Origin of the sequence: Streptomyces sp. NPDC057697 (genome assembly GCF_042799335.1) — a bacterium.
In the GTDB taxonomy this organism is placed as follows: Bacteria; Actinomycetota; Actinomycetes; order Streptomycetales; family Streptomycetaceae; genus Streptomyces.
On the sequence record NZ_JBHVJA010000001.1, the window covers coordinates 840361 to 858816 of the forward strand.

Here is an 18456-nt window from a genome sequence, read left to right on the forward strand (position 1 = left end):
CTGGGCAGGGTGCCGGGAGGCAGCCGACCCGGGCCCCTCCGGCGCATGGTCGACGAGAGCCTGCGGCGGCCGGGAAGACGCTGCCGCCATCGGTGCGGTCACCGGTGGCCCGGCCCCCTGGAGCGTCATGCGCATGTACGGTCGCTGAGCACTGCCCGCCCTCGCTCGCCCGGCGTATCCGGTACGGGAGAATGACCCGGTGAGCGATGTGAGACATGTGCTGGTGCTGCCCGACCGCGATGCAGCGGAGGAGGTGGCGGGAGAACTCGGCGACCGCTTCGGTGTCGCCGAGGAGCCCCAGCTCGTACGCGATGCGCTGGCCGGCGAGGACGATGCCGAGGACGCGCAGTGGCTGGTGGTCGTGGAGGATCCGGCGGGGCGGCTGGACGCCTCGGAGCTCGACGCCTTCGCCGCGGAGTACGAGGGATGGCTCGAAGCGCCCTGACGCCCGCGCGCCCCTGATTCGCTCCCTGACCCGCTCCCCCGCCCCGCGGCCCGCCCCCTCGCGGGTCGGGTCGGCCGACGGAGCGGGGATCGGACGGATGGGCGGCGGGCAGGGGACGGTGGACGGCCGGCTCAGCCCTTCGGGACGATCTGGATGTCCATGTCGATGGAGATACTGGAGCCCACGGCCGCGATGCCTCGGGCCAGCATGGTCTGCCAGGTCAGGGTGAAGTCCTCGCGGTGCAGCTCCGTGGTGGCCCGGCAGGCGGCCCGGGTCTCGCCCTCCAGGCCGCTGCCCAGGCCGAGGTACTGGGTGTCCAGCGTGACCGTACGGCTGACGCCGTGCAGCGTGAGCGCACCGGTCACGCCCCAGCGGGTGCCGCCCCGATGAACGAAGCGCTCGCTGTAGAACTCCATCGTCGGGTAGCGCCCGACGTCGAGGAAGTCGCTGGAGCGCAGGTGGTCGTCCCGCATCTGGACGTTCGTGTCGATCGACGCGGCATCGATGATCACGTGCATGGCCGAGTCCTCCATGCGGTCGGCGATCCGCACGGCACCCGCGAAGGTGTTGAACCGGCCGTGAATGCGCGCGAGGCCGATGTGCCGGGCCGTGAAGCCGATCTGCGAGTGCATCGGCTCGACCTCCCACTCGCCGGGAGCCGGAAGCTGCGGGGGTACGGCAAGCTGAAGGGTCACGTCGCCGAGGCTCGCGTGACCGCCCTCGGCCACCGTCGCCGAACCGTGGAACGGGGTGAAGCCCTCGGCCGTGACGGCCAGCCGGTACTCCCCTGCCGGAACGGTGGCGAGCACATTCCCGAACGGGTCCGTCTCACCGCCGAAGACCTTGCGGCCCGCGCCGTCCGTCACCGCGAACTCGGCCATCGGCACGATCTCGTTGACGGGGTCGAGCACACGGCAACTGAGCAATCCGGCGGTACGCGGCACCTCAAGCCCGGCAAGGGCGTTGCCCTGCGCGGCTCCTGCCGCTCGTCTGCCATTCAGCCAACGACCGAACATCTTCCACCTTCCCCCGGGAACGATTCACCTTGGGGCCCGGCGGCTGGACGTCTCTGTCGGAGCAGCGGCCCACCGACGAGCATGCATTCGATCACCATTGTGTCGTTCGAGGCAAACAGAGCAGCTCGCAGGGTCTTGGGTGGAGGTGTTACCGAAGGTCCGAATTGATCACTCCGCTTGCGACCCACAGCGGGCGGCCGGGGTCGGCGGACGGCGGGCGCCTGTGCACGAAGGCCGGCGGGCGGCCACGTCCGGTACGACGTCATGGCCGCCCCACCGCCCGCACCCCGGACCCGGCGCCCGTCACGGCGATCGCACCATCGGTGTCCGTCCGCAGCACCACCGCACCGCCCGCCCTGAGCGCATCGACGGTCCGCGCGGCCGGGTGACCGTACGGATTGCCCTTGCCCACGCTCACCAGGGCGAACCGCGGGTGCGCGCTCCGCAGCAGAGCGGGGTCCTGATAGGCCGAGCCGTGATGGGCGACCTTGAGCACATCCACCCGCGGCAGCCCCGGATATCTGCTCAGCAGCCCTTGCTGGGACGGTGGTTCGAGGTCGCCCATGAGCAGCAGGGTCAGCCCGCCGGTCCTGACGTACAGGGTGACGCTGGCGTCGTTCGGTTCCCGCGGTACGGGCCCGGCGCCCGGGGCCACCGCCGGGCCACCGGCCCCCGCCGCGTACGCGGGCCAGAGGACCCGCCAGTCGAGCGCTCCCATCCGGCGGTGTTCCTCCGGGGCGGCCCGGACCAGGGGCACATGCGCCCCGGCCGCCGTCCTCCGTACGAACGCGACCTGTTCCCAGGGCTCGTCGAGGCTCGTCGTCTCGATCGCGCCCACCGCCCTGCCCCGCAGTACACCGGGCAGGCCCCGTACGTGGTCGGCGTGGAAGTGCGTGAGGATCAGGAACGGCACCCGGGTGATGCCGAGGTCATGAAGACACCGGTCGACGAGAGAAGGGTCGGGCCCGGTGTCGACGACCACACCCGCGCCGTCCCCCGCGGCCAGCACCAGGGCATCCCCCTGCCCCACGTCGCACATCGCGAACGCCCAGCCCGGCGGCGGCCACCCGGTCAGGACCCGGGTGAGCGGCACCGGGCGCAGCACCGCGAGGACCAACAGCAACGCCGCCGCCGAGCAGACCCAGGGATGGCGCACGATCCGCCGGGCGAAGAGCACCACCAGAGCGGTCAGCGCGGTGAGCAGCACCGCCCCTGCGGCACCGTCGGGCCAGTCCATCTCCGCTCCGGGCAGGGCGGCCCCGGTCCGGGCCACCGTGGCGATCCAACCGGCCGGCCACCCCGCGATCCGGGCGAGCAGCTCCGCCACCGGCATGGCCACCGGCGCCAGGGCGAGCGCGGCGAACCCGAGGACCGTGGCCGGGGCCACCGCGAACTCGGCCAGCAGATTGCACGGGACCGCCACCAGACTCACCCGGGAGGCGAGCAGTACGACGACCGGCGCGCACAACGCCTGCGCGGCGGCCGCCGCCGCCAGCGCCTCGGCGAGCCTGGGCGGTACCCCGCGCCGTCTCAGCGCGTCGCTCCACCTCGGGGCAATGGTCAGCAGCGCGCCGGTGGCCAGGACGGACAGGACGAAACCGTAACTGCGCGCCATCCACGGGTCGTAGAGCACCAGCAGCAGAACAGCGGCGGCCAGCGCGGGAATCAGTGATCTGCGCCGCCCCGTGCCGATGGCGAGCAGGGTGATGAGGCCGCAGGCCGCTGCCCGCAGAACGCTCGGTTCGGGCCGGCAGACAAGGACGAAGGCCAGTGTGAGCCCGCCGCCCAGCAGCGCCGTCAGCCGAAGCGGGATGCCCAACCGTGGTGCCAGCCCACGGCGTTCGGCGCGAAGCGCGGTGCCGGGCGGTCCGATGAGGAGGACGAGCAGGATCGCCAGGTTGGCTCCGGAGACCGCCATCAGATGGGTGAGATCGGCGGCCTTGAACGCCTCGTGCAGTTCGGGGGTGACCCGTGAGGTGTCGCCGACCACCAGGCCCGGCAGCAGGGCCCGTGCATCGGGTTCGAGCCGTTCGCTCGCCTGCCGCAGGCCTCCCCGCAGCGCCCCCGCCGTGCGCTGGAGGAGAGAAGGGGGCCCGATGACACGGGGCGGGCCCTTGCCCTCGGGTCGCAGCACGGCGGCACTGCGTTCCCCCTCGTGCAGGGACGGTGCCAGCCTGCCCGCGACGCGCAGGCGCGTGGAGGGAAGCAACCGCTGCCACTGCCCCGTCGATCCGTCGGGTGTCACGATCAGCAGGACCGGCGTACTCAGGCTGGTGCCCGCACCGTCGGGGCCGGTCAGCCGGGTGATCTCGGCGTCCACGAGGAGCGAGGCGGGAGTGCTGTGGTCGCCGCGCACCCGGGGCTGGGTCTTCCGGACGTCGGACGTCACCGTCACCTCCGCCTCGACCCGTTCGAACCGTTGGGCCAGCGAATGCACCGGCCCCTGCCGCGCATCCGCGCTGTGCAACCCGGCCGACGTGGCCCCGGCCGCCGCGCAGAGCAGCGCCGCAGCGGTGGCGGTGGCGGTCACCCGGGTGCGTGGCCACCACCGACCCCGTACCGCTGCCCCAGCAGTCCCCCGTACCGCTGGGGCAGCGGTCCCCTTCTCGCCGCCCTCGCCGTCCTCGTCCCGTCCCTCTTCTCCGTGCCCGTGCCCTTGTCCATGTCCGCTGCCGTCCTCGTTCCCACTCCCTGTCCGCTCTCCCCCGGCGGTGGCCGCCGTCCTGTGGAGCGCACGGTTCGCCGAGGCTCCGGAGACGGCCAGGAGCACCATGGCCGCGCCCACGCACAGCACCACGCCCGTGAGGGTCCACCACCCCGGTGCGCTCAGCGCCGGCGCCGCTCCGGCCCACGCCGCCAGGGCCGGAGGGACGAGGCGGAGATCGACCGGGCCCTCCTGCCGGGGTTCGGAAGCGCCGAGCCTCCGGCCCGACGCCGCGTGAACGTCCGGGGTGCTCATGGCCCCACCAAGGGCCGGAGGTCGGCGAACCGACGGTCACCGATCCCGCCGACCTCACGCAGTTCATCGATGGAGCGGAAACCGCCGTGCTGCGCGCGGTAGTCGATGATGTGCTGGGCCAGTACAGGGCCGACCCCGGGCAGCGTTTCCAACTGCTCGGCGGTCGCGGTGTTGAGACTGACCGGGCCTGCCGGAGAACCTCCCCCGCCGACACCCTGGGCGACCGCTCCCGCCCCGCCACCGGCCGAGGGACCGGGAGGGACGCCCACCACGATCTGCTCCCCGTCCATGAGCACTCGCGCCCGGTTGAGCCCGGTCAGGTCGGCGCCCTCCCGGACCCCGCCCGCAGCGCGCAAGGCGTCGGCGACCCTTGCTCCGGACGGCAGTTGACGGACACCGGGGCTTCGCACCTTTCCGCTCACATCGACGACGACGTGTCCGCCCGGCCCCGTCGCGGGTGACGGTCCCGGCGCCGGCTCCGGCACTTGCCCACCGCCCGGTTCCGGCGTCGACGTCCGGGCATGCGCGACCTCGTCGACCGATGGGGGCACGCGCACGGAATGCGGGCGCGCGGACCAGAAATGCACAGCGGCGAAGACTCCGGCCGCGACCAGGATCACGGCCAGCGCCGCGAGTGTCTTCGGCTCCAGGCCACATCTGAGCTGCAACCACACGGGAATCCGCTCCCGGAGAGCGGGAGCCAGCCGCTCCCACCACCGCACCGGCCGCCCGGAGAACGGCCCCGCGACCGAGGGCGCAGGCCCGGACGCAGGAGCAGGCCCGGACGCAGGAACGGCGTCCCCGGCCGAGCCAGAGCCGAAACCAGGGCTGCGGCCAGGACTGAGGCCAGGGCTGAAACCAGAGCTGGGGCTCGACACCGCAGTCGTGGTCGGCGGCGAAGCCGAAGCAGGCCCCGGAGTCGGCCGCGAAGCCGAGGCAAGCCCCGATACCGCCCCCGGCTCCTGCCCCTGCCCCTGCTCCTGCCCCGCAACGGCCCCCGGTGCAGCGCCCGCGACCCGCCCGGCGTACGCGCCGGTCATGAGGGCATCCGCCCTGCGTCGCGCCGCCGCGGCTGCGGCGTTCGTACGCCCGCGCGACGACCGTTGCCTGCCGGGCCCGAGGCCCGGCCCCGGACCGATGCCCGAGCCCGGACCGATGCCGGGGCCGCTGCGAACACGACCGTCCGAGGCCGGTGCGCGGCCGGGACCGCTGCCGCTTCCGCTCGTTGCGCGATGTGATCGGGAAGTCATGCCTCACGACGGTAGACACATCCGCCCGAACCCGCTGAGCAGGATCAATTCCGGTGGACAACCCACCAGTTGTGGATAACTCGGCCACTCCGAAGAGTGATGCGCGAGCGGTCGGCCGGGCCGGCCGGACGATTCCGGCGGGTCAGTGCGGCGAGACCACTGCCCCGAGCAGACCGGGCCCGGTGTGCGCCCCGATCACCGCGCCCACCTCGCTCACATGGAGATCGACCAGTCCCGGCACCCGTTCCCGCAGCCGCTCCGCGAGCCGCTCGGCCCGCTCGGGCGCCGCCAAGTGGTGCACGGCGATGTCCACATGGTCGTCGCCCGCCCGTTCCGCGACGATCTCCTCCAGGCGCGCGATCGCCTTCGAGGCCGTCCGCACCTTCTCCAGCATCTCGATGTGGCCGCCGTCGAGCTGGAGCAGCGGCTTCACGGCGAGGGCCGATCCCAGCAGCGCCTGTGCGGCGCCGATGCGGCCGCCACGGCGCAGATAGTCCAGCGTGTCCACGTAGAAGTACGCGGAGGTGTTCGCGGCCCGCTTCTCCGCTGCGGCGACCGCCTCGTCCAGGCTTCCGCCCGCCTCCGCCGTCTCCGCCGACGCCAGGGCACAGAATCCGAGGGCCATGGCGACCATCCCGGTGTCCACCACCCGGACCGGAACCGGCGCCTCCTTCGCCGCGAGCAGAGCGGCGTCGTACGTACCCGAGATCTCGGCCGAGAGGTGCAGCGAGACGATGCCGGTCGCCCCGGCCCCCGCTGCCGCACGGTACGCGGCGGCGAACACCTCCGGACTCGGCCGGGACGTCGTCACGGGACGGCGCTTCTGAAGCGCCACCGCGAGGGAACGGGCCGAGATCTCGGTGCCGTCCTCCAGAGCCTGATCACCGAGGACGACGGTCAGCGGCACCGCGGTGATGCCGTGCCGCTCCATCGTCTCGGGCGGCAGGTAGGCCGTGGAATCGGTGACGATCGCGACATGGCGGGACATGAGCGGGAGGTTACCTGGCGAGTCCATGTCTCGGCAGTCCGACCCCGGCCGAATGATCTCTCCTGACCTCCTCGGACCGCTTCCTGTCGCCACCGGCCATCACCGGTCACCACCAGTCGGCCCCGATCACGATCGATCGCTACCGATCACCGCGCATAGCCACACGCACAGCCACACCGGGCCGTCCTACGCCATCCGCCGTCCCCCGGCTGTCCGCCGCTGTCCACCGCCTGCCCGCAGTGGTGCGCGCCATTCGTCGCCGAAGGCTCAGTTCGTCGTTTCGGGCCGGGCCGTCTTCTGCCACGGATACCCGGTCTGCTGCCGGGGGTCCGGAGCCGTGATCGCCCGAGCGGCACCGTCGGTCGGCCCGCTCCCCGGCTCCTGCCCCCGCGCCTGCCGCCGCACCGGCCCCTGGCCGCTCGCATCACCCTGCGGCCCGTTCTCGCCCCCGGCCGGCTCGTCCGTCTCCACCGTCCAGTGCCGAAGCGCCCCCGCCTCCACGTCGATCTGCGCGTTCAGCGCGTCCAGATCGTCGTCGGTGAACCTCCGCGCCCGGTCGCGCGCCGCCCACCGCAGCGAATCCGCGGAATGCGTGATCCGTTCCATCCGCTGCTTCAGGCTCGGCAGCAGCGAGGCGACGGTCGCCCGGTCCGGCTCGCGCTCCAGCTTCTTCAGCTCTTCGTCCAGCTCCCACCCGTGCACACTCAGCCGCTTGAAGAGGCCCAGCGACTCCGCGAGCGAGGCGTCCTCGGCGAGTCCCGCCTCCAACGCGTCCTGCGTGGCCCGCATGGATGTGCGCAGGGTCAGCCGCAACTGCGCCAGCTCTCCGCCCACCCCCGCCTGGCCGTAGCTCTTGGCCCGCAGCGTGGTCTCCTCGACGGTGCGGCGCGCCTGGGTGATCGTGCGGTCCACGCCGCGCTTCGCCGCGCCGACGGCCTTGACGCCCACGTACACGCCCAGGGCCACGAACGCGAAGAAGAGCAACCCCAGAATCAGGATCACGGATTCCATGAGCGCCCCTCGATGTCGTCTCGGCTGCCGGTGCCTGCCCCTCCACCGTAAACGGAAAGGGCAGGCCGAGGGTTCCACCGGAACCCCCAACCTGCCCGTAGGGGTACACCCCCACCCGACACTTTCACCCCGGAACGGCACCGCCCCCGCCGCGCGGGCGCGGGCGGTGTCTCACCCGGGGCTCCGCACGATCACGCCGGGACGATGTTGACCAGCTTCGGCGCCCGCACGATCACCTTGCGGATGCCCGCCCCGCCCAGCGCCGCCACCACGGACGGGTCGGCCAGGGCCAGCGCCTCCAGCTCCTCGTCCGTGATCGACGGGGAGATCTCCAGGCGCGCCTTGACCTTGCCCTTGATCTGCACGACACAGGTCACGGTCTCGTCCACGACGTACGCCGGGTCGGCGACCGGGAAGTCCTGGTGCACGACCGACTCGGAGTGGCCCAGTCGGCGCCACAGCTCCTCGGCGATGTGCGGGGCCAGCGGCGCCACCAGCAGCACCAGCGACTCGGCGACGGAGCGGGACAGCGGGCCGCCCGCCTTGGTCAGGTGGTTGTTCAGCTCGGTGACCTTGGCGATCGCCGTGTTGAAACGCATCCCGGCCATGTCCTGGCCGACGCCGTCGATCGCCTTGTGCAGCGCGCGCAGCGTCTCCTCGCCCGGCTCCGTGTCGACCACGGTGACCGCGCCGGTCTCCTCGTCGACGACATTGCGCCACAGCCGCTGCAGCAGCCGGTACTGGCCGACGACGGCGCGCGTGTCCCACGGCCGCGAGACGTCCAGCGGGCCCATCGCCATCTCGTACAGGCGCAGCGTGTCCGCCCCGAACTCGGCGCAGATCTCGTCGGGCGTGACGGCGTTCTTCAGGGACTTGCCCATCTTGCCCAGGACACGGCTGACCTTCTCGCCCTGGTAGTAGAACGTTCCGTCGCGCTCCTCGACCTCGGCCGCCGGGACCGCGATGCCGCGGCTGTCCCGGTAGACGAACGCCTGGATCATGCCCTGGTTGTACAGCTTGTGGAACGGCTCGGCGGACGAGATGTGCCCCAGGTCGTGCAGCACCTTGGACCAGAAGCGGGCGTACAGCAGGTGCAGGACGGCGTGCTCGGCGCCGCCGACGTACAGGTCGACACCGCCGGTCGGCCGGCCCTCGCGCGGGCCCATCCAGTACTGCTCGATCGCCGGGTCGACCAGCTTCCGGTCGTTGTTCGGGTCCAGGTAGCGCAGCTCGTACCAGCAGGAGCCCGCCCAGTTGGGCATGGTGTTGGTCTCGCGGCGGTACTTCTTCGGACCGTTGCCGTCGCCCAGGTCCAGGGTGACGTCGACCCACTCGGCGTTCCGGGACAGCGGCGTCTCGGGCTGGGTGTCGGCGTCGTCGGGGTCGAAGGTGCGCGGAGAGTAGTCGTCGACCTCCGGCAGCTCCAGGGGCAGCATCGACTCGGGCAGCGGGTGGGCGATGCCCTCCTCGTCGTAGACGATCGGGAAGGGCTCGCCCCAGTAGCGCTGGCGGCTGAACAGCCAGTCGCGCAGCCGGAAGTTGACGGTGCCCTCACCGACCCCGTGCGCGGTCAGCCAGTCGGTGATCTTCGCCTTGGCCTCGACGACGCCCAGGCCGTCCAGCGAGATCTCGTCGTTGGCGGAGTTGACCAGCTTCGCGTCGTACGAGCCGAAGGCGTCGTCCCACGTCGACGGGTCCGTGCCGCGGTCGTCCGACGGCTCGACGACACAGCGCATCGGCAGTTCGAAGGCGCGCGCGAAGGCGAAGTCGCGCGCGTCGTGCGCCGGTACGGCCATGATCGCGCCGGTGCCGTACCCCATCAGGACGTAGTCGGCGATGAAGACGGGAACCTTCTCGCCGCTGACCGGGTTGGTCGCGTACGCACCGGTGAAGACACCGGTCTTGTCCTTGGCCTCGGCCTGCCGCTCCACGTCGGACTTGGCGGCGGCCTGCTTGCGGTACGCGGCGACGGCCTCGGCCGGGTTGGCGTACCCGCCGGTCCACACCGCGTGGGTGCCGTCCGGCCAGGCGGCCGGGATGATCTGCTCGACCAGCTCGTGCTCGGGCGCCAGCACCATGTAGGTGGCGCCGAACAGGGTGTCCTGGCGGGTGGTGAAGACGGTGATGCCGCCGGCGCCGTCGACCGGGAAGTCGACGCGGGCGCCTTCGGAACGCCCGATCCAGTTGCGCTGCTGCAGCTTGATGGCCTCGGGCCAGTCCAGCCCGTCCAGGTCGTCCAGCAGCCGGTCGGCATAGGCGGTGATGCGCATGTTCCACTGGCGCAGCTTGGCCTTGAACACGGGGAAGTTGCCGCGCTCGGAGCGGCCGTCGGCCGTCACTTCCTCATTGGCCAGGACGGTGCCCAGGCCGGGCGACCAGTTGACGGGCGCGTCGGAGGCGTACGCCAGGCGGTACTCGCCCAGGACCTCCGCGCGCTCGACGGCGCTCAGCGCGTTCCAGTCACGGCCGTCCGGGGTGGGGCGCGCGCCGCTCTCGAACTGTGCGACCAGCTCGGCGATCGGGCGGGCCCGGTCGGCCTCGGTGTCGTACCAGGAGTTGAAGATCTGCAGGAAGATCCACTGGGTCCACTTGTAGTACTCCGACTCGATCGTGGCGAACGAGCGGCGCTTGTCGTGGCCCAGGCCCAGCCTGCGCAGCTGGGAGGTCATGTTCTCGATGTTGGCCTCGGTGGAGACCCGCGGGTGCGTGCCGGTCTGCACCGCGTACTGCTCCGCGGGCAGGCCGAAGGCGTCGAAGCCCAGGGTGTGCAGCACGTTGTGCCCGGTCATCCGCTGGTGGCGGGCGTACACATCGGTGGCGATGTACCCCAGCGGGTGGCCGACGTGCAGGCCCGCACCCGAGGGGTACGGGAACATGTCCATGATGAACTTCTTCGGCCGGGCGGCCAGCTCCGGATCGCCCGCCAGGTCACCGGTCGGGTTCGGCGCCTCGTAGGTGCCCTCGGCGTCCCAGAAGTCCTGCCAGCGTGCCTCGATGTCGGCGGCCATCGCCGCCGTGTAGCGGTGCGGCGCAGCCGTCTCGGCTGCGGAAGTCGTCTCGCTCATGATCCTCAAAGCTCCATCGATCGTCATCTGCCGGCGCCCATGTCTACGGACACGCGTCTACGGAAACGAAAAATCCCCTCGCACAGGAGGGGACGCCGCGCCGATTCCGACCAGGCATTCTCACCGGTCGGGACTGATCAGCGCGGCTCGCTAAGCAGAAGGCGTACGGCACGCATGGCGTCAGGGTACCGCACGGGCCCGGAACCGGTCCGGGCGAGACCGGACCATGGACAGGGCGACGCAGGCGGCCGTACGGCGCCCCTCCGGCCTTTCCGCAGCCGGGACGGCGGGAGACCGGGGTACCGATGTGTCGCGCAGAACGAGAAGCGGGCCACCCTGTGTGGGTGACCCGCTTCTCGTTCTTCACTGTGGAGCTAAGGAGAATTGAACTCCTGACCTCCTGCATGCCATGCAGGCGCTCTACCAACTGAGCTATAGCCCCGTGCTGTTTTCCGCCCGGTCTCCCTGGCGACATCGAGAACATTACCGGTGACCCCGCCGGTCCACCAAATCGATTCCCCGCCGTACCGGTTTGACCGTTTTTGCGGCATCGTGACAGCCGTCGGTCGCATCGGGCCGGAGGGGGTCAGGCCGTGGCGAAGGAGTAGAAGCGCTTGAGTGTGCAGTGCTCCTCCAGCAGCCGACCGTAGATCGGCTCCCCCTCCAGCTCCCGGTAGGTCTCGATCGGGTCGCCCTTTATGATCAGCGCCCGCGCGCACTCCTCGCACCAGTACTGGTACTCCGGATTGATCGGATCCATGTCCCTGACGATGGGCGTACCGCTGCCGCACCAGTCGCATTTTCGCCTGTGTGCACCCATGGGTCAGCTCCGGCTTTGGCCGTGAGTCGCGGGGGATCCGGGAACAAGGGGCAGGTCGGGGACCTCGTGGCGGCTCGCTGGCATCGCGCTCCCTCCCGTTCGGTCCGTCGCCCCCTCCGGCGCTCCGATTCTGCCATGACCCCGCAAGAGGGGAAGCCCGTCGGAGTTCCGGTCGTTCACCGACGCCGTACGAGACCCACCGCGACTCCTGCCACCGCGGCCGCGGCGAGCGCGAGGGCGCACGCCCACAGAGCCTGTCCCGACCCCTGCGCCCCTTGCGCGTCAAGGCGGTTGAGGTAGAGCGTGCCGAACGCGGCGACGCCGGTCAGCTGTCCGAGCTGGGTGACCGTCACCAGTACGCCGCTGGCGTCGGCCGCGTCCTTGGGACGTACGTCCGCCAGCGCCCTCGTCAGGGTGGGACTGAAGCCCAGCGCCAGCCCGGCACCCATCGCCACGAAGGCGGCGTACAACGCGGGCCCGCCGTCGCCGCCGTCGCGCAGCAGCAGCCCGACGGCCAGGGAGGCGACGGCCACGAGCACGAACCCGCCCGGCACCAGGGCCGTCCGGAGAACCGTCGGCCACCGCCGCCAGGTCAGCCCCGTCACGCCGAACACCAGCGCGGTCGGCGCGAACATCAGCCCCGCGCGCAGCGGCGAGTAACCCAGACCGCCCTGGACGTGCAAGGTCATCGCGAAGAGGAAGCCCGCGTTGATCGCCATCACCAGAAGAATGCGGAGCGCCGCTCGGGCGATGCCGGGAACGCGCAGCACCCGGGGCGCGATCAGGGGCGCGCCACCACTCGCGGCCAGCCGTGACTCGTATCCGGCGAAACCGGCGAAGATCACCGCCGAGAGCGCCGGACCGACCTGTGACCAGAGCGGCCAGCCCAGCTCCTGCCCGAGCACCAGGGGAACGGTGAGCAGGGTGACGGCGGCGGCCAGCACCACCATTCCCGGCAGGTCGAGCCCGCGGGCACGGGCCTGGACCCGGCCGGGCGCGGTACGCGGTTCGCGCGGCAGGACCCTGGCGCCGAGCACCAGCAGTACGAGCCCGATCGGCACGTTCACCAGGAAGACCGGCCGCCAGCCCGCGCCGAACAGATCGGCACTGACCAGCACCCCGCCGACCACCTGTCCGGCCGCCGCCCCGACGGCGAGCACCGCGCTGTAGGCGCCCAGCGCCCGGACCCGCGCCTCGCCGGTGAAGTGGCGTTGGATGAGGCTGAGCACCTGCGGGATCATCATCGCCGCTGCCCCGCCCTGCACCAGCCGGAAGGCGATCAACTGTCCGGTTCCCGCGGCGAGTCCGCAGGCGAGCGAGGCCGCGGTGAAGACGCCGATCCCGGCCAGGTGGACCCGGCCGTGCCCGAACAGGTCGCCGAGGCGTGCTCCGGTGATGAGCAGCACCGCGTACGTGATGGTGTAACCGGCCACGACGAGTTGCAGTCCGGCGCCGGAGGCGCCGAGTTCGCTCCGGATCGTGGGGGCGGCGACATTGACGATGAAGATGTCGAGCAGGGCCATGAACTGGGCCGCCAGCACCAGGGCGAGCACGCGCCCGGAGCGGTTGTCAGTGGTGGCGTCTTTACTGGTTGCGGAACGAGGAGTCGCTTCGGAGGCCGTTGTCATGGCATCGAGCCTGGCCCCGGCCGCATACGGGTAACGAGAGCCCGCTGATGCTGGTACCGACAGCACCTGGCAACTCCCCGGTGTGTCACGGAACATGGGGGTGTGACGACGGTGACGACACATCAGGCGGCTTACGACGCGGGCCGGCACCGGCGGCGTCCGGAGCTCGCGGCCTTCCTGCGCAATCGCCGGGCACGGGTGACGCCCGCCGATGTGGGCATGGCCCCGGGCCTGCGCCGCCGCACCCCGGGCCTGCGCCGCGAGGAGGTCGCGCAGCTCTCCGGCGTCGGCGTCACCTGGTACACCTGGCTCGAACAGGGCCGTCCGATCAACGCGTCGCCACAAGTGCTGGACGCCGTGGCGCGCACGCTCCGGCTGGACGCCTCGGAGCGCGAACACCTCTACCACCTGGCGGAGGTGGCCTGCGCACCCGGCAGGCAGTCCGACGCCATCGAGGTGGGGCCGGAGATCCAGGGCATCATCGACGCGCTCGATCCGCATCCCGCCGTGGTCTACAACGCCAGATACGACATCCTGGCCACCAACCCGGCCTATCGCGATCTGTTCGCCGTCCACGGCATGGTGGGGGCGGGGATACGCAATGTGCTGTGGACGCTGTTCACCGTGTCCGAGGAGGCCTGTCCCGTCGTCCACCGGGGGCAGGAACTGCCGATGATGGTGGCGACGCTACGGGGCGCGTACGGGCGCCATACGGGCGAGCCGGCCTGGGAGTCGTTCGTCGAACAGCTCTCGGCCGCCAGCCCGTACTTCGCCGAGCTGTGGCGCAGCGGAGATGTCGCCCCACCCGGACCGCGGGTGAAGACCTTCCGGCACCGGGCGGTGTCCGGGGACATACGGATGACGTCGGTGTCGCTGTCCGTCAACGGGCTGCCGGAGTGCCGGATCGTGGCGTACACCCCTGCCGACGAGGAGAGCGGGGAGCGGGTGGCCGCGCTGCGGCGGCGCCGCGAGGGGTGAACGCGAAGATCCCGCCCCCTGCCGGGGACGGGATCTTGATTGTGGAGCTAAGGAGAATTGAACTCCTGACCTCCTGCATGCCATGCAGGCGCTCTACCAACTGAGCTATAGCCCCGCTGTTCACTGTGTTTCTCTGCGTTTCCGCGCTGCGAACAAGAAGAACTTTAGCCTGTGACCTGCCAGAAAGCGAAATCCGGCCGAGAAGCCCTGGGGCCCGTCCGGCCGGGAGCCCGGGGACGGCCCTCAGGTGTCGTCGCCGAGCACCGGCTCGGGCAGTGTGCCGGCGTTGTGCTCCAGCAGGCGCCAGCCCCGCGCGCCCTCGCCCAGCACCGACCAGCAGCAGTTGGAGAGGCCACCGAGCCCTTCCCAGTGGTGCGACTCCAGGCCCAGCAGCCGGCCGATGGTGGTGCGGATGGTGCCGCCGTGGCTGACCACGACGAGCGTGCCGTTCCCGGGCAGCTTGTCGGCATGGCCGAGCACGACCGGGGCGGCCCGGTCGGCCACCTCGGTCTCCAGCTCGCCGCCACCGCGGCGCACGGGCTCGCCCCGCTTCCACGCGGCGTACTGCTCGCCGTACTGCCCGACGATCTCCTCGTGGGTGAGGCCCTGCCAGGCACCCGCGTACGTCTCCCGCAGCCCCGCGTCGTGCGCGACTTCGAGGCCGGTGATCGCGGCCAGCTCGGCGGCGGTGTCGGCGGCCCGCTGGAGGTCGGAGGCGACGATCGCGTCCGGCTTCAGCGAGGCCAGCAGCCGGGCGGCCCGCCGGGCCTGCCCGACTCCGGCCTCGGTGAGCGCGATGTCCGTGGAGCCCTGGAACCTGCGCTCCAGATTCCATGCCGTCTGGCCGTGGCGCCAGAGGACGATCCTGCGGCCCCTGCCGCTTCCGCTGCCGTTCAGCTCTGCTCACCTTCCGTGCTGCCGGTCAGCCGCGCGTGCTCCTCGGCCTTGCCGCGGGTCTTGACGGCGTCCTCGGGAAGCGGGATCTCGGGGCAGTCCTTCCAGAGGCGCTCCAGCGCGTAGAAGACACGCTCCTCGCTGTGCTGGACGTGGATGACGATGTCGACGTAGTCGAGGAGGATCCAGCGCGCGTCGCGGTCGCCCTCGCGGCGTACCGGCTTGGCGCCGAGCTCCTTCTGGAGCCGCTCCTCGATCTCGTCGACGATCGACTTGACCTGGCGGTCGTTGGGGGCCGAGGCCAGCAGGAAGGCGTCCGTGATCGACAGCACGTCGCTGACGTCGTACGCGATGATGTCGTGCGCGAGCCGGTCGGCGGCCGCCTGGGCGGCGGCGTTGATGAGCTCGATGGAGCGGTCCGTGGCGGTCACATGCAGGCTTTCGTCGGCGGTCAGATCGACCTCTAGGGTCTCACGGACCGCCGACAGCCCACGCAGCGATTGTTCACGGGCCGGATCGACGTCGTCCGGGCGGCCGCGTGCGGATCATTTGATCTTGTAGTCCTGGCCGAGCAGAACGGACACGTCCGCGTTGGCGGCGGGCTTGCCCTCCTTCACCGCTTCCGTCGGCAGCCCCAGGGTCTTGGCGACCTGCGTCGCCTTCTCCTTGTCCGCCGCGGTCTTGTAGACGACCTCGGACAGTGCCGTGGTCCCGGCCGTTCCGCCGCCGACGAAGTCGTAGCCGCCGTTGACCAGCTTGATCTGTGCGGACTGCGTGCTGTCCGGGTTCCCGGTGGCGTTCTTGATGCCGACCCGTACCGCCGCGTCCGCGGCCGGGGCCTTGACCGTGCCGCCCAGGACGTCCTTGACGACGCTCTCGGTGGCCGCGTCGGTGAGCGATCCGTCGGTCTGCACCGGCAGGAGCGCCGTCTTGTAGTCGCCGACCTTGGCGTGCTGGGCGAGCTTCGCCAGGGAGGCCCCCAGGTCCTTCTCGGGGAGCGAGGGGTCGAGGATCTGCGCCAGCGTCTGCACGGTGACGGTGGCGGCCTTCGGGTCGTCCGAGATCTTCCGCAGTACGCCCCGCACGACCTCGCCGAACCGGGTGAGCTGCTTCGTCTCCGGCTCGCCCGGCCCCTGGTAGGTGGCGTACGCGACGGCCATCCGGCCGCTCAGGGTCTGCGCCTCGCCCTTCTTCACCAGGGGGGAGGCGTCCTTCTTGGTGTCCGGTACATCGGTGTCGGTGTCGACCTCGATGTTGCCGACCAGGTCGACCAGCGTCTCCAGGTACGGCGTGTCGAGCCGCCATGTGCCGCTGATGTCGGTGCCGAGCAGAGTGCTGAGGGAGTCACGGGTGCCGGTGGTGCCGTCGTCCTTGACGGACTTGCCGAGGGTGGTCGTGATGCCGTCGTCGTCGGCGACCGCGAGCGAGTTGGGCAGCAGGACCGTGGTGCCCTTCTTGGTCGTCACGTTGTCGACGAGCAGCGCCGTGGAGGTGCCGCCCTTCTTGGTGTCACGCAGATGGACCACGATGACGTCCCGCTTCTGCGGGCCCGACGACGCCGTGTCGTTCTGGTCCGAGCCGGACAGGCCCGGGATCTTTCCGGCGGACCAGAGATAGCCGACGCCGCCGACCACGACCAGGGCCACCACGACTATGAGCGCGACCATGCGGTTGCGGCCGCGACGCCGTGCCTCCTCGCGCCGCTCGCTGCGGCTCTCGGTGAACTTCAGCCAGTCGATGACGTCTTCGGAGTCCTCGTCGGGCTCCTCGATGAAGGAGAACTGCTCGGTGCGGTAGTCGCGGTCGGCGCGGCGCTGCCCCGGGACGACCGCTTCCGGCTCCGCGCCGGAGCCGGGCTCGGGCGCGGGCCCGGGTTCCGGCGGGGCCGGAGCGGGCGCGGGCGGCTCGGGCGGTGCGGCCGCCTGCTGCGGGATGTTCCACTGCTGGGTGGTGTCGACCGCGGCGGGCTGCCGGCCGGTGTCGTAGCCATAGCCGTCGTAGCCGCCGTACGCCTGCTGCTGTGCCTGCTGGGGCTGCTGCTGCGAGGCGTACGGGTCGTACGCCTGCGGCTGGGGCTGGGCGTACGGGTCGTAGCCGTACCCCTGGTCGGCCTGCTGCGGTTGCTGGTGGGACTGCTGCGGCTGCTGCGGCGCGTACGGGTCGTACGCCTGCGGCTGTGCTTGCTGCGGCTGCTGGTACACCGGCTGCCCGTACTCGTCGTAGCCGATGATCTGCGGCTGCTGGTAGTACGGGTCGTACGGGTTCTGTCGGTCGTTCACCGGTGCCCCTCTGCGTCGCTCATTCGCCGCGGTACAGCTGGCGTTTGTCGATGTAGCGGACCACGCCGTCCGGCACCAAGTACCAGACCGGATCCCCCTGCGCGACCCTCTCACGACAGTCCGTGGACGAGATCGCGAGCGCGGGGACCTCCACCAGGGAGACCCCGCCCTCCGGCAGCCCGGCGTCCGTGAGGACGTGCCCCGGCCGTGTCACGCCGATGAAGTGGGAGAGCGAGAACAGCTCGTCGGCGTCCCGCCAGGTGAGGATCTGGGAGAGCGCGTCGGCACCGGTGATGAAGAAGAGGTCCGCGTCGCCGTGGATCGTGCGCAGGTCCCGCAGCGTATCGATGGTGTACGTGGGTCCGCTGCGGTCGATGTCGCTCCGGCTGACCGAGAACTGGGGGTTGGACGCTGTCGCGATGACCGTCATCAGGTAGCGGTCCTCGGCCGGGGAGACGTGCTTGTGGCTCTTCTGCCACGGCTGCCCGGTCGGTACGAAGATCACCTCGTCGAGGTGGAACTGGGCGGCCACTTCGCTGGCCGCCACCAGGTGTCCATGATGAATCGGGTCGAACGTCCCGCCCATCACGCCGAGTCGGCGCTTTCCGCTGCCGGTAGGCACTTCCTGCTGTCCCATGCGTGCAGAGCCTACTGGCACAGCTGTACGCCTTCGTCTCAGCGGTCGCGGTTGAAGCGCGTGGTGATCCAGAGCAGGAGCAGCAGCACGACGAACGCGCCGCCTCCGGTGAGATACGGGCTGAGGCTTTCGTGGTTGCCACCGTGTTCGCCGCCCTCGGAGGCGAGGGTGACCAGCTGGTGCGCGGTGCTCGTGAGGCTCATCTTCGGCAGGACCTATCGATCGGGAGTCGGAAGGAAGACGTCGCGCACATCGTATGCGTGCGCTTCGGGCACGCTCACGCCGACTCAGTCGTTCTTGTCGTCGTTGCGGTATCCGCGGAGCAGGAACCAGGCCAGCAGTGCGGCTCCGACGAGCGAGGCGAGCAGCACGATGCGAAGCGTGTTGCCGGGCCCCTGCTCCCCGGACGCGGCGGCGAGCAGAGCAACGGTGTGCGGCATGTCGGGCGTCTCCTCAGTTATCCACAGCCCCCCGCACACCGTAGCC

Annotated in this window: 16 protein-coding genes and 2 tRNA genes; 2 read left to right on the top strand and 16 right to left on the bottom strand. The window is 71.1% G+C overall.

What is annotated here, in order from left to right:
* The first annotated feature begins 199 nt into the window (after nucleotides 1-199).
* The gene (locus tag ACFVFH_RS03750) at nucleotides 200-445 is read left to right on the top strand and encodes a hypothetical protein (protein WP_383762866.1); all 246 of its coding nucleotides are present in this window, start codon (nucleotides 200-202) and stop codon (nucleotides 443-445) included.
* Between the two features lie 131 nt (nucleotides 446-576).
* Here the strand turns inward: ACFVFH_RS03750 and ACFVFH_RS03755 are convergent, their stop codons facing one another.
* The 9 genes from ACFVFH_RS03755 to ACFVFH_RS03795 form a co-directional block, all read right to left on the bottom strand.
* On the bottom strand, nucleotides 577-1461 hold the full coding sequence (locus ACFVFH_RS03755; RefSeq protein WP_383762869.1) for a YceI family protein: 885 nt from the start codon (nucleotides 1459-1461) through the stop codon (nucleotides 577-579).
* Nucleotides 1462-1723: 262 nt separating this feature from the next.
* The gene (locus ACFVFH_RS03760) at nucleotides 1724-4420 is read right to left on the bottom strand and encodes a ComEC/Rec2 family competence protein (RefSeq protein ID WP_383762872.1); all 2697 of its coding nucleotides are present in this window, start codon (nucleotides 4418-4420) and stop codon (nucleotides 1724-1726) included.
* Nucleotides 4417-5670: a helix-hairpin-helix domain-containing protein gene (locus ACFVFH_RS03765; protein ID WP_383762875.1), complete on the bottom strand. Its 1254-nt coding sequence runs from the start codon at nucleotides 5668-5670 to the stop codon at nucleotides 4417-4419. Before ACFVFH_RS03765 ends, ACFVFH_RS03760 begins: the two co-directional genes overlap by 4 nt.
* Nucleotides 5671-5812: 142 nt before the next feature.
* Nucleotides 5813-6658, bottom strand: a complete 846-nt coding sequence (locus ACFVFH_RS03770) for a DegV family protein (protein ID WP_383762878.1) — start codon at nucleotides 6656-6658, stop codon at nucleotides 5813-5815.
* 267 nt (nucleotides 6659-6925) lie between these two features.
* A complete protein-coding gene (locus tag ACFVFH_RS03775) occupies nucleotides 6926-7669 on the bottom strand; it encodes a hypothetical protein (RefSeq protein WP_383762881.1) in 744 nt (247 codons plus the stop codon).
* A gap of 191 nt (nucleotides 7670-7860) precedes the next feature.
* Complete coding sequence (gene leuS / locus ACFVFH_RS03780) at nucleotides 7861-10734, bottom strand: leucine--tRNA ligase (protein ID WP_383762884.1); 2874 nt, start codon at nucleotides 10732-10734, stop codon at nucleotides 7861-7863.
* Between the two features lie 369 nt (nucleotides 10735-11103).
* Nucleotides 11104-11176, bottom strand: a tRNA-Ala gene (locus ACFVFH_RS03785).
* A 144-nt stretch (nucleotides 11177-11320) separates the two neighbouring features.
* Nucleotides 11321-11554, bottom strand: coding sequence for a hypothetical protein (locus tag ACFVFH_RS03790; RefSeq protein WP_015608461.1), 234 nt, complete (start codon nucleotides 11552-11554; stop codon nucleotides 11321-11323).
* Between the two features lie 176 nt (nucleotides 11555-11730).
* Entirely contained in the window at nucleotides 11731-13182 is a 1452-nt protein-coding gene (locus ACFVFH_RS03795; RefSeq protein ID WP_383762887.1) for an MFS transporter, read from the bottom strand.
* 102 nt (nucleotides 13183-13284) lie between these two features.
* Here ACFVFH_RS03795 and ACFVFH_RS03800 point away from each other — a divergent pair, with 102 nt between their 5' ends.
* Complete coding sequence (locus ACFVFH_RS03800; RefSeq protein ID WP_383762890.1) at nucleotides 13285-14160, top strand: helix-turn-helix transcriptional regulator; 876 nt, start codon at nucleotides 13285-13287, stop codon at nucleotides 14158-14160.
* Between the two features lie 42 nt (nucleotides 14161-14202).
* Here ACFVFH_RS03800 and ACFVFH_RS03805 read toward each other — a convergent pair.
* The 7 genes from ACFVFH_RS03805 to ACFVFH_RS03835 form a co-directional block, all read right to left on the bottom strand.
* A tRNA-Ala gene (locus tag ACFVFH_RS03805) sits at nucleotides 14203-14275 on the bottom strand.
* Between the two features lie 128 nt (nucleotides 14276-14403).
* On the bottom strand, nucleotides 14404-15057 hold the full coding sequence (locus ACFVFH_RS03810; RefSeq protein ID WP_383763574.1) for a histidine phosphatase family protein: 654 nt from the start codon (nucleotides 15055-15057) through the stop codon (nucleotides 14404-14406).
* Nucleotides 15054-15485, bottom strand: coding sequence for a ribosome silencing factor (rsfS, locus tag ACFVFH_RS03815; protein WP_093542624.1), 432 nt, complete (start codon nucleotides 15483-15485; stop codon nucleotides 15054-15056). Before rsfS ends, ACFVFH_RS03810 begins: the two co-directional genes overlap by 4 nt.
* 114 nt (nucleotides 15486-15599) lie before the next feature.
* A complete protein-coding gene (locus ACFVFH_RS03820; protein WP_383762893.1) occupies nucleotides 15600-17333 on the bottom strand; it encodes an LCP family protein in 1734 nt (577 codons plus the stop codon).
* 19 nt (nucleotides 17334-17352) lie between these two features.
* Entirely contained in the window at nucleotides 17353-17970 is a 618-nt protein-coding gene (gene nadD / locus ACFVFH_RS03825) for a nicotinate-nucleotide adenylyltransferase (protein ID WP_383762895.1), read from the bottom strand.
* Nucleotides 17971-18008: 38 nt separating this feature from the next.
* Entirely contained in the window at nucleotides 18009-18173 is a 165-nt protein-coding gene (locus tag ACFVFH_RS03830; protein WP_093542618.1) for a hypothetical protein, read from the bottom strand.
* 84 nt (nucleotides 18174-18257) lie between these two features.
* Complete coding sequence (locus ACFVFH_RS03835) at nucleotides 18258-18410, bottom strand: hypothetical protein (protein WP_176729186.1); 153 nt, start codon at nucleotides 18408-18410, stop codon at nucleotides 18258-18260.
* Nucleotides 18411-18456: the final 46 nt, after the last annotated feature.